General features: G+C 64.3%; 9 protein-coding genes and 2 tRNA genes. 4 read left to right on the top strand and 7 right to left on the bottom strand.

The genetic code is table 11. The annotated features are described in order from the left end of the window. Positions 1–513: 513 nt before the first annotated feature. A tRNA-Ala gene (locus tag VFP86_20660) sits at positions 514–588 on the bottom strand. A gap of 34 nt (positions 589–622) precedes the next feature. Here VFP86_20660 and VFP86_20655 point away from each other — a divergent pair. Further along, a complete protein-coding gene (locus VFP86_20655) occupies positions 623–1,969 on the top strand; it encodes an MFS transporter (protein ID HET9002060.1) in 1,347 nt (448 codons plus the stop codon). Positions 1,970–1,992: 23 nt separating this feature from the next. Beyond that, positions 1,993–2,080 (top strand) — tRNA-Ser (locus VFP86_20650). An 11-nt stretch (positions 2,081–2,091) separates the two neighbouring features. On the opposite strand, the gene VFP86_20645 is transcribed toward VFP86_20650, so the two are convergent. Then, positions 2,092–2,394, bottom strand: a complete 303-nt coding sequence (locus VFP86_20645; protein ID HET9002059.1) for a hypothetical protein — start codon at positions 2,392–2,394, stop codon at positions 2,092–2,094. Positions 2,395–2,739: 345 nt separating this feature from the next. Between VFP86_20645 and VFP86_20640 the strand changes: the two genes are divergently transcribed. After that, positions 2,740–3,627 (top strand): DUF547 domain-containing protein, encoded by an 888-nt coding sequence (locus VFP86_20640; protein ID HET9002058.1) that lies wholly within the window; start codon positions 2,740–2,742, stop codon positions 3,625–3,627. 29 nt (positions 3,628–3,656) lie between these two features. Continuing rightward, a complete protein-coding gene (locus VFP86_20635; protein HET9002057.1) occupies positions 3,657–6,074 on the top strand; it encodes a bifunctional YncE family protein/alkaline phosphatase family protein in 2,418 nt (805 codons plus the stop codon). A gap of 26 nt (positions 6,075–6,100) precedes the next feature. On the opposite strand, the gene VFP86_20630 is transcribed toward VFP86_20635, so the two are convergent. From VFP86_20630 to VFP86_20610, 5 genes are read right to left on the bottom strand one after another with little or no spacing between them, the layout of a single operon-like run. Then, positions 6,101–6,295 (bottom strand): hypothetical protein, encoded by a 195-nt coding sequence (locus VFP86_20630; protein HET9002056.1) that lies wholly within the window; start codon positions 6,293–6,295, stop codon positions 6,101–6,103. Positions 6,296–6,310: 15 nt separating this feature from the next. Further along, on the bottom strand, positions 6,311–7,078 hold the full coding sequence (locus VFP86_20625; GenBank protein HET9002055.1) for a hypothetical protein: 768 nt from the start codon (positions 7,076–7,078) through the stop codon (positions 6,311–6,313). 17 nt (positions 7,079–7,095) lie between these two features. Further along, on the bottom strand, positions 7,096–7,983 hold the full coding sequence (locus VFP86_20620) for an ABC transporter permease (GenBank protein ID HET9002054.1): 888 nt from the start codon (positions 7,981–7,983) through the stop codon (positions 7,096–7,098). Continuing rightward, positions 7,976–8,896 carry an ABC transporter permease subunit gene (locus VFP86_20615; GenBank protein HET9002053.1) on the bottom strand — a complete coding sequence of 307 codons (921 nt, stop codon included), beginning with the start codon at positions 8,894–8,896 and terminating at the stop codon, positions 7,976–7,978. Before VFP86_20615 ends, VFP86_20620 begins: the two co-directional genes overlap by 8 nt. A 28-nt stretch (positions 8,897–8,924) precedes the next feature. Continuing rightward, positions 8,925–10,484 (bottom strand): glutathione ABC transporter substrate-binding protein, encoded by a 1,560-nt coding sequence (locus VFP86_20610; GenBank protein HET9002052.1) that lies wholly within the window; start codon positions 10,482–10,484, stop codon positions 8,925–8,927. Between the last annotated feature and the right edge of the window lie 205 nt (positions 10,485–10,689).

Below are 10,689 nucleotides of genomic sequence, written 5' to 3'. Positions count from 1 at the left end.
GCAAACGTCGGCAGGAGCGAGGGGCGACCTTGGCTCCTGATTGTCACCTCGACCCGATTTTTCATGTTAGGATTCGGCGCCGGCCGACGCGTTGCCGGCCCTCATGTGGGCCTCGAGCCACCCGAGGACGCGCTCCCAGTGTTCCGCGTTCCCGTAGGCCTCGCATGGGGTTGTTCGCGAGTAGCCCAACCTCGACGGACAATCGGAAGAACGTCTTCAGCGGATGGAAGTAGTCGTGGACGCTGACCGGCTTCATGGTCTCGCGCAGTCGAGTGAAGTAACGCTGGATCCCCAAGGGAGTTACGTCGTTAAGGTCGCGGAGTGCGAGCGTTCCCGCAAACCTTCGCAGGGCCGCTGCGTACCCCTCGACGGTTCGAGGGGAGCAGTTGCCGACGCGCCGGCTGAGGAGAAACGAGTCAAGGGCGGCCTGAAACCCCGTTTCGGGGTGAGCACCTGCTTTTCGGGGCCGTTCCGGCCGGGGCAAAATCGCTGAAAGCCTTGATGTACAAGGGCTGGTGGAGACGGCGGGATTCGAACCCGCGACCCCCTGCTTGCAAAGCAGGTGCTCTCCCACTGAGCTACGTCCCCTGGCGCAAAACAGTATATCGGGACCGGGGGTGGCATGTCAAAATACAGGAAGTTCGGGGTATCACCGCTTCCAGGAGTCCTCTGGGAGCGTTGCGAAAATGTGTTGCATATGAACGCAAGTGAACACCCGACCTCTGCTCCCAGTCTGAGCGAGGCAAGAATCTCACAGGCAACGCTCGCGAAGAGAACTGATCGACCCATCACGCCGATCCGCTCGAAACGCCCAATTCCTCGCAGTGTGTTACTGGGGGCCGGTGGATTTCTTGCGGGTATCTCTTGGCAGGTTGTGATGCCGGTCCTGCCCCTCCATCTCTCGAAGATCGGCTACACGCCGGCCCAAATCGGGACCCTCGTCAGCCTGCTCAGCTTGGCGATGGGGCTGGTTGAGATGCATGTCGGCAGGATCGTGTGGATGTTCGGCCGGCGCAAAACCCTCATCGGAGGACTTGCGGCAAATGCCGCATGCATGGTCTTCGTGGCGCACGCTCGTCTGGCGGCACTGGTTGGCTCGGCGCTCGCCGGAGTCGGCGTGACCCGCGCCACGTTCTGGCCGCCGCTGCACGCCGCGGTCGCGGACACCGCCTCCCACGAGACGCGAGGCCAGGCATTTGGGATGTTCTGGTTTTGGACGTCCGTATCGTTCCTGGCCGGCCCGATCATTGGTGGAGTGGTCGCCGCACACTACGGCGACCGGGCCGCGTTTTATCTGGGTGCCCTCTTCGGCCTGATGGCCATCCCCATCGCAATCGCTGTGACCACGCCCGGCCGGCCGACTTCCGAGGTTCACACCGGAGACGCGGGGGCCGTCCTGAGGAACCCGACGATCTTGCGGCTTCTGCTCGTCAACCACCTCTACTACAGCGCGGCGGGAATTTGGATGATTTTCCTTCCACTGTACATCGCACACCAGGGTCTCTCGGTCGTCATCGTGGGCTGGGTGCTCACCGTGCAAGGCCTGACCTATGCCCTGGTGCAGATTCCCACTGGGCGGCTGGCGGACCGGGTGGGCGCACACAAACTCGTGGTTCCCGGCGTGATCGGACGCGCGGTTATCGCGCCCCTCGTCCCTCTCTTCCACATCCACACGCCGGCAGGATTCATCCTGTTCGGCGCCCTTTACGGCCTCGCCGGCGGATTGTTGCCGGTGACGTTTACCACCCTCCTGGCCCGAATTGTTCCTCGCGACAATTACACCACCGCGATGGGCGTGTATAACAGTTCGGGCGATCTAGGGTTTTTCGTTGGTCCGCTGATCGGCGGAGCGGCCGCTCTTTTGGGAATCTGGGCGCCGTTCTTCCTGAGCCTGCCGCTCGGGATCGCGGCGGTCATGATTGGGCTGCGGATTATGAAGGCATCAGAACGCTCGCAGGAAGCCATCTGAACATCGTATGGTATACTGGCCGCGGAGGGATGGCAGAGCGGGCGATTGCGGCGGTCTTGAAAACCGCTAGGGGGAAACCCCTCGGGAGTTCGAATCTCCCTCCCTCCGCCACGTCCACCCCATCAATCGACACGGCGGTCCTCTAGAACGCGGGCAACAATTTTCCCACGCACCTTGATGCTTTCCAGCAATTCTGGATTAAGCACAAAGACCTCATTTGATTCGTCCATTTCCCAAATGACGATCTCTTGCTGAAAAGCCTGGCTGTAGTCCTTCGCGACATCCACAGCGTGATCGAGGTCGTGGAACACAGGACCCAACTGCGTCTCACCGGTCGGCGATGGTTCTTTGGCATTCCACACCATGTGTACCACTCGATGCGTGGAAGCCTCCATGAGGAGGTAGACTTTCCCAATGACCTTCATCCTTTCACCGCCCCCCTAGAGCCATCGAGCGCAAAAGGATCGCATAGAATGGTTCCCATCTTTGAGGGAGTTTAGCACATCGTAGGGGGGCGGCGCCCGGGCAGGCCCCTGCTGCCCCGGAGGCCGGCATTCGCAACCATCCGGCCATGACGGCGGGTCACGGGAAAAACGAGAATATGGATGCACCTTAAGCGTGTAGTCTGCGCCGAAAGTTCCGGCGAAGTGACCGTCGAGGGGATTCTTTCTCGGGCCAGCGAAGTTGGGCCGGCGAGTGCGCTTACCCTAACGATTCGGGGAGGTGCCAATGGTGTTGCTCCAAATCCTCACGGCGCGACGCCGCACGGCATGAGGGTTCGCGATGGCGTCGTTGCCGTACGCGAGGCGGCGCTCGACACGGTCCTCGGCGGAGCTGTGCGGGAGGTCTTGAACGCCGGACCGGTAGAGGACTCACCTATCCGATTCCTGGCCCTCGCGGCAAACCTCAGGCAGGCAATACAGCAGGTGAAGGCCACTGCGATCGACGAGTCCGGCCGCCGCGTTGATTACGCGGGGTTGGTCACGAATCCGGCGTTCGCGGTGTATCGGGGCCTTACGCCCGCGCTCCGCGAACTCAACCCCGCGCACATCATCACGCGGCACGAGCGCCTCGCGTTCTGGCTCAACCTCTATAACGGCCTGGTCATCGATGCGGTGATCACGTACGGCATCCGGCAGCGGGTCACGGAAGGGCGGTTCGGAGCCTTCGGGTTCTTCCGCCGGGCTGCGTACAATATCGGCGGCGTGCGCTTCAGTTGTGACGACATCGAGCACGGCATCCTGCGGGGGAACCGCGGGCGCCAGTTTCTCCCCGGGCCGCAGTTCGGCACCCTGGACCCCAGAGGCGCCTGGATCATCGACCCACCGGACGCCCGCGTCCACTTTGCTCTGAACTGTGGCAGCCGATCCTGTCCCCCGATCAGCACATACGACGCCGATCGGATCGACGGCCAGCTCACCTTGGCGACTCGCAGCGGCCTCAATCTTGAGGCGGCGCTCGACGCCCAGCGCGGAGCACTTTGGCTACCAGAGGTGTTCCGTCGGTTTGCGGGAGACTTCGGAGGCCGGCGAGGGGTGATCGCCTTCTTGCTGCACTACCTCCCCGATGATGAACGCCGGAGCTGGCTTGAGGCACGTGGATCACGCGCTCGATTCAGGAATCATCGGTACGACTGGAGACTGAACGTGCTTGATTGACGCCCGGGAAATCGCGAAAGGAGTCGACAATGGCATTGCAGGTTAGGTACCTCCTCGTAGGAACGGTCATCGTCTTCGTGGCGGCCAGCGGCCTCGGGGCCGACCGTCTGCCAGGACCGCATGGCTCCGAGGGGATCACCCCCGGCAACTGGACCCTCACGCCCGCCGGAGTGCAGATCCCCATCGGGGACCGACCGATGGGTGCGGCGCTCAGCCCCGATGGCCGCTATCTCGCCGTCAGCAACGACGGACAGGGCGTTCAATCGCTCGCGCTGGTGGATACGGCTGCGCGCGCGGTCGTACAGACGATCCCGTACAACGCACCCGATGCGCTCTACGTGGGTGTCTCGTGGACCCCCGACGGACGCCGCCTGTACGCATCCGCCGGCGGCAACAACCTCGTCAGGGTGTACGAGACGGGAGGCGGGCGCCTCACCGAGATCTCCCCGATTGGTCTGGCACCTCGAGGGGCACCTGTGTACCCGGCCGGCCTCGCGATCTCGCCGGACGGGAAGACGTTGCTGGTTGCGGAAAACCTAGCCCATCGGGTCCAGGCAGTGGATCTCGCGTCGGGACAGCCCGGGCCGATGGCACAGACCGGGTCGCTGCCTCTCGCCGTCGCCTTCGCCTCAGGCGGCGAAAAGGCGTACGTCAGCAACTGGGGCGAACGTACGGTGACCGTCCTGCGCGGGCCCGGCCTCGCGCTTGCCGGCACGGTGACGGTAGGTCTCCATCCCGGAGCGCTGGCCGTCGATCCCGTCCGGCCCCGACTCTACGTCGCGAACACCGACGATGATAGCGTCTCTGTGGTCGACACGGCAAACGATCACGTCGTCGCGACGTTGTCGCTCGCTCCGTATCCGGGCGCGCCGGAAGGCAGCGTTCCAGACGGCCTCGCCGTCAGTCCGGACGGACGGTGGATGTTTGTAGCCAACGCGGGGAACAATGACGTCGCGGTCGTCGACCTCGGCGCCTCGCCGGCCGCTGCCCTTCCGAAGATCGTTGGCCTGATCCCCACGGCCTGGTACCCAACGACCGTCACCGCCTCGCGCGACGGGCGCACATTGTTCGTGACCAATATGAAAGGGTTAGGCGCGGGCCCCAACCGGGAGGGTCCCGGGCCAACGAGACCGCAAGCGGCGGCCACCCAAAACATCCAAACCATGATCGTCGGCACGGTCTCGATGATCCCCACACCGATTGGGCCCGCCCTGGCCGAGGCGACTGCGCGCGTCGTCCAAAACAACAGGTTCGATGAAACCCGTAACCGTCTCGTGCAGGGTCCGCGAGAGACCGCGGCCCGGGCGATCCCACGGCGGGTCGGAAATCCCTCTGCGATCAAACACGTGATTTACATCATCAAAGAAAACCGGACCTATGATCAGCTGCTCGGCGATCTTCCCCAGGGCAACGGGGATCGTTCCCTCGTGCTCTTCGGGCAGGATGTTACCCCCAACCATCACGGGCTCGCCCAGAAGTTCGTGCTGCTGGATAATTTCTACACCGACGCCGAAGTAAGCCCAGATGGGCACAATTGGGCGACGGCCGCGATGGCCAACGATTACGTCCAAAAGAACTGGCCGGCCAGCTACTCTAATCGCGGTCGCCTCTACGACTTTGAAGGCGGGCAACCGGCGACGTACCCGCGCAGTGGGTTCTTGTGGGACGCTGCGGCGCGAGCGGGCATCTCATACCGGGTGTATGGAGAGTTTACAGAGTTCGAGCAGTACCCCAGCCGCGAAGCGATGCCGTCCCTCAAGGAACACGTCGCCCCCAATTACCACGGGTATGACCTGAGCGTGAAAGACCAGACCCGGATCGATGAGTGGCTCGCAGAGTTCCGCGAGTTCGACCGCGCGGGCACACTGCCGCAACTCACCATTCTCAGGCTCCCGAACGACCACACCGCAGGCACCCGGCCTGCCTTTCCCACGCCCCAGGCGATGGTGGCCGATAACGATCTGGCGCTCGGCCGCGTGGCGGAGGCCGTCTCGCGGTCACGGTACAGTGTAGACACGGCGATCTTCGTCGTCGAGGACGACGCCCAGAACGGACCCGATCATGTGGACGCCCACCGCACCATCGCGCTGGTGGCGGGACCCCACGTCCGGCGGGGAATTGTGAATCACACGTTGTACAGCACGGTGTCGATGCTCCGTACGATCGAATTGATTTTGGGGATCCCGCCGCTGACCCAGTACGACGCGGCAGCTCAGCCGATGCTTGAGGCGTTCAGCGACACACCCACGCGATTCGAATACACAGCGCGCATCCCGCAACAACCGCTCACTGCGATGAATACGCCCGATGCACCGGGCGCAGCGGAATCGCTGCGGTTGCCGATCGAAGAGGCCGACAAGGCGCCCGCCGCGGTGTTGAACCGGATTCTCTGGCGGGCCATCAAAGGAGACGCTCCGATGCCGGGCCCGAAATCGACACGGCGATAGAGACGTCTGCCGGCCAGCCGATCCGCTCAGTGCGCATTCTTGGTGGCCCGCCGGAGCGAGGCGAACAGCAGCAGGCTCACGGCGACCGGCATCACCCACCACGCCGCCACGCTCCGGTGTACCAGGAGCGAGGTCACGGCCAACGCGGCGAGCACGCCGGCTGCGACCGTCCAGTCATCACCAACGATGAAGTCGTACCAGAACCGGAAGAACCCGATCACGGCGCGGCCCCCATCTCAGCCCCCTCCCGTCCGGGTAGGGGCCGTTGCGGCTGAGGTGCGCTGCCGTTGCTGCCGGAGCAGCGAGGTCAGACCAACCGAGACGATGATGAGGAACGCCAGGATGGCCAGGATCGCGCCGTCCCCGCCCGGCCAGTCCACCCCGGCGCCCTCCGCGCCCCAGAACGTCCCGAACGTGGTGAGGAGCAGCCCCACCGTAAACTTCATGGTGTTCTCCGGTACTTCGCGGAGCGGCCGGTGGAGTAGGATGCCGGCGGCCCCAACGAGTACGAGGGCTGCGGTCGCGCCGAAGATCGCGAGAGGAAGGCCGCCCGGCGCGCTCCCGAAGGTGACGACGATGAACGCCACTTCCAATCCCTCGAGCAGCACGCCCTTGAACGACAGGGTAAAGGCGTACCAGTCCAGCCCCGCACGCATCACCGTGCCGGCCGTTTGCGACGCGGTCAGCTGCTTCTGGAACGCGGCTTCCTCATCGTGCAGCGGCGTGTAGCCGCTCGCTCGGAGGATGGCCTTCCGGAGCCACTGCATGCCGAACAGCAGCAGCAGCGCGCCGACCACGAGGCGAAGGGCGTCGATCGGGATGCGCGTGAGCGCGGGACCGAGAAGAGCCACGATGACCGCCAACGAGACCGTGGCTGCGGTGACGCCAACGAGGGTCGACCGCCAGCCGCGGGTCACACCGACCGCGAGGACAATCGTCAGCGCCTCCACCATCTCGACCCCGGAGGCCAAGAACGTCGCGATCACGAGCAAGAGACCATGCATGGGAATGGCTCCCTCCGTCACGTCCGGAGACGAGGATCGAGCGCGTCCCGCACCCCGTCGCCGAGCAAATTGAAACCGAGCACGGCAAGCGAGATCGTGATGCCCGGCGCAAGCACCAGGTGAGGCGCAACGTTCAAGAACAGCCTCGCGTTCGCCAGCATTGCCCCCCACTCAGGGGTCGGGGGCTGAACGCCGAGGCCGAGGTAGCTGAGCGCCGAAGCCGTGAGCACCGTCACACCGATCCGCAACGAAACATACACCAGAATCGAGGGCAGGACCGACGGCAGGATGTGGCGGGTCATGATCCGAACGCTTCCCGCCCCCAATGCGTGCGCGGCCTGAATGTACTCCTGAGCCATCGCCGACAGAGCCGGAGCTCGAGTCAGGCGCGCGAAGGTCGGGACGCCAAACACCCCGACCGCGATCACGACATTCACCAGGCCCGGCCCCAGGATCGCCACAATCGCGATCGCGAGCAGGATCCCGGGGAACGCCAGCAGCACGTCCACAGCCCGCATCGAGATGTTGTCGAACGCACGGCCATAGAAGGCACTGGAGATCCCCCACGATGCCCCCAGGGCCGCCCCTACGGAAGTCGCCACCAAGCCCATGCCCAGCGAGTAGCGCGAGCCGATGATCAACCGGCTGAAGATGTCCCGTCCGAAATCGTCGGTGCCGGTCAGATGCGCGAAAGACGGCGGAGACAGCGTGTGATCGTAGTCGGTGGCGGTAGGAGGATACGGCCGGATCCAGTCACCCAGCAAGGTGGCGAGGATGAAGATCGCGGTGATGATGCCGCCCGCCACCGCGGTCCGCCGCCGCACGAACCGCAGCCAGGACCGCCGGTGGACGCCCTCGGACCTCGCCGCGGGGGCGGTGGGAACCAGGGCGGCGGCTTCACGCATAGGCAACCCGGGGGTCGAGGACCGCGTACAAGAGGTCCACGATCAAGTTGATCGCGAGAAACTCAAGTGAGAACAGCAGGATCTCTGCTGTCAGGATCGGATAGTCACGAAAGGAGATCGATTGGATCAGCAACCACCCGAGCCCGGGCCACGTGAACACCGTCTCCACGACGATGGAGCCGCCGAGCAGGATCCCGAACTGCAACCCGATGACTGTGACGACGGGGATCAGCGCGTTCCGCAGCGAGTGTTTCACCAGCACGCGCCGTTCTGCCACTCCCTTGGCGCGAGCGGTGCGCACGTAGTCCTCGCCGACCACATCCAGCAGGCTGCTCCGAGCGAACCTGGCGATCTGCGCCGCGGAGGCCGCGGCCAGCGTCACCGCCGGAAGCACGAGGCTGCGCGCATCCGACATCCCTCCCGTGGGGAACCAATGGACGTCGACCGAGAATAAGAAGATGAGCAACAACCCGAGGAAGAATGCCGGCGTGCTGATCCCCGCTACCGAGATCACCGTGCTCGCGTAATCGGCGAGCGAGTTTCGGCGGACCGCCTGCAGGGTGCCGACTCCCAGCCCGGCGATGGTCGCGATGACGATCCCGGCCAGGGACAGCATCAAGGTGGGGCCAAAGTGCTTCCCAAGGACCTGAGTGACCGGTTCGCGACTGCGGTAGGAGCGTCCAAAGTTGCCGGCCAGGGCGTTCTTCAGGAAATAGAGGTATTGAACGGGGAGCGGCTGATTGAGGCCCAGTTGAGCTCGGACGGCTGCGACGTCGGCCGCACTCGCATCGGGACCGGCCAGCAGTCTCGCCGGATCCCCCGGGATGGCGTGATTGAAGGCGAACGCTCCGAGCGAGACCCCCAAGAGAATCGGGATCATCTGCCACAGCCGCCGCCGGGCATACCGGAACACTGGCGGCGCCCCCCTGCGACCTGATCCGCTATTTGCCCGTCAGGTTCGCCGTCCGCAGGTCCACCGTTCCGTCCGGAAGCGCATAGACATCGCCCACACTACTCCGGACCCCAGCCAGGATCTGGCTATTGTACAGGAAGACCCAGGGGGCATCGTCCCAAATGATCCGCATCGCTTGAGCGTAGTCCTTGGTTCGCCGTGTCTGGTCGGCGGTGTCGAGGGCGTCATGGAGAAGCGCGTCGACTTTGGGGTTCTTGTAGAACGCGATGTTAAACAGGGTCGGCGGCCAGGACGCACCGTCGAAGTGCGGCCTGAGCCCCCAGTCCGCATCACCTGTAGACGGCGACCACCCGGCCAAGTTGAGCTGCGATTGGTTTTCCACGAACGGCTTGTACCGCACGGCGGTAAGGAGCCCGGCTTCCATCGGTTGGAGGTTGACTTTCACGCCGATCTTGGCGAGCATCTGCTGGACTGCTTCGCCGATCCGGATGCTTTCGGTCTGGGTGCTCGTCCATAGGATCGTCGTGAAGCCCTGCGGGAAGCCTCCCTCGGAAAGGAGCTGCTTGGCTTTCCCCACATCGTACGGCCATCCGCCGCCCTGGACGGCGCTGTACCCGGCCACTCCTGGAGTGATCGGGGCGTCCAGCACCCGGCCATACCCACGCAGCACGACCTTGATCAGAGCCTCTTTGTCGATCCCGTAATTCATCGCCTGGCGGACCGCTCGGGTATTAAAGGGGACGTGCTGGGTGTTCATAGCGAGATAGTACGCATAGATGCTCCAGCGCTTGTCGACCGACACACCCGCGGCCTTGGACACGACGTCGACCTGCACTCCGGGGACGGGGTAAGCAAACTGGGCTTCCCCGCTCAACAGCATCGCCATCCGGGACGCGTCCTCGGGGACCAGCCGAAACACGATCCGGTCCACGCTGGGCTTGCCGCTCTCCCAGTAGTCTGGGTTCCGCTCCAGCACGATCTCCCGGCCGGGCGCCCAACTGACGAACTTAAATGGGCCGGTGCCGACCGGATGCCGCGCGATCTGCTCTTCACCCTGCTTGATGGCTGCGGGGCTGATGATCCGGCTGCTGGGGTGGGCAAAGTTGTAGAGCATCGCGCCGAACGGCTTCCGTAACGTAAACCGCACGGTGGCGTCGTCCACCGCCTCCACCGACGCGATCTCCTCGTAGAGGCTGTACTTCTTGATCTTGTGGTCGGGGTCGCGGGCGCGGTCGAAGTTGATCTTCACGGCCTGAGCGTTCAGCGGCGTGCCGTCTTGGAACTTTACGCCCCGACGCAGGTGGAAGGTGAAGACCTTTGCGTCAGGTGAAGCCTCCCATTGGGTCGCCAGTTCCGGCTTGAGCTTCATGTCGGGTGTGAACCCGAGGAGGCCATCATAGACCTCGCGCTCAACCGAGAGGGACAGGTTGTCGTTGGTATCCTCGGGATCGAGGCTGATCGCGTCGGCATAGAGCGCCACGGTCACGGTGCGCGGCGCCTGGGCTCCCGCCGGCGTCCCCCCCGGCAACGCAACGAGCCATCCCGCGGCAACAAGCGCAAGCAGTAGACTCAGCATCCGCTCCAGCATGGCACCCTCCCCGGATCTGTGTCTACGACCCCGCCTTCGATGCGCGCACTCCGGGGTCGCGGTTTCATGCTAGCATAGCCGCTTCCGGGGCGGCAACGCTCCTCCCTGCAAGGCCGGCGGCAACACGGCAGCGAACCTGTTGCGCAACCGTCCGAGGAGGTGGGGTGATGGTGTACGAGCTCCGCATCTACAAGTGCATGCCGGG

The sequence above is a fragment of the bacterium genome (genome assembly GCA_035703895.1).
Taxonomy (GTDB): domain Bacteria; phylum Sysuimicrobiota; class Sysuimicrobiia; order Sysuimicrobiales; family Segetimicrobiaceae; genus Segetimicrobium.
The sequence above is the reverse complement of the archived record's forward strand: the minus strand, read 5'-3'. Positions and strand labels throughout refer to the sequence as shown.

Bases quoted from the DNA above. Each gene is read 5' to 3' on its own strand.
- VFP86_20645 (HET9002059.1), bottom strand. From the start codon at position 2,394: ATGAAGGTCATTGGGAAAGTCTACCTCCTCATGGAGGCTTCCACGCAT.
- VFP86_20610 (HET9002052.1), bottom strand. From the start codon at position 10,484: ATGCTGGAGCGGATGCTGAGTCTACTGCTTGCGCTTGTTGCCGCGGGA.
- VFP86_20635 (HET9002057.1), top strand. From the start codon at position 3,657: ATGGCATTGCAGGTTAGGTACCTCCTCGTAGGAACGGTCATCGTCTTC.
- VFP86_20625 (HET9002055.1), bottom strand. From the start codon at position 7,078: ATGCATGGTCTCTTGCTCGTGATCGCGACGTTCTTGGCCTCCGGGGTC.
- VFP86_20620 (HET9002054.1), bottom strand. From the start codon at position 7,983: ATGCGTGAAGCCGCCGCCCTGGTTCCCACCGCCCCCGCGGCGAGGTCC.
- VFP86_20655 (HET9002060.1), top strand. From the start codon at position 623: ATGTCAAAATACAGGAAGTTCGGGGTATCACCGCTTCCAGGAGTCCTC.
- VFP86_20640 (HET9002058.1), top strand. From the start codon at position 2,740: ATGAGGGTTCGCGATGGCGTCGTTGCCGTACGCGAGGCGGCGCTCGAC.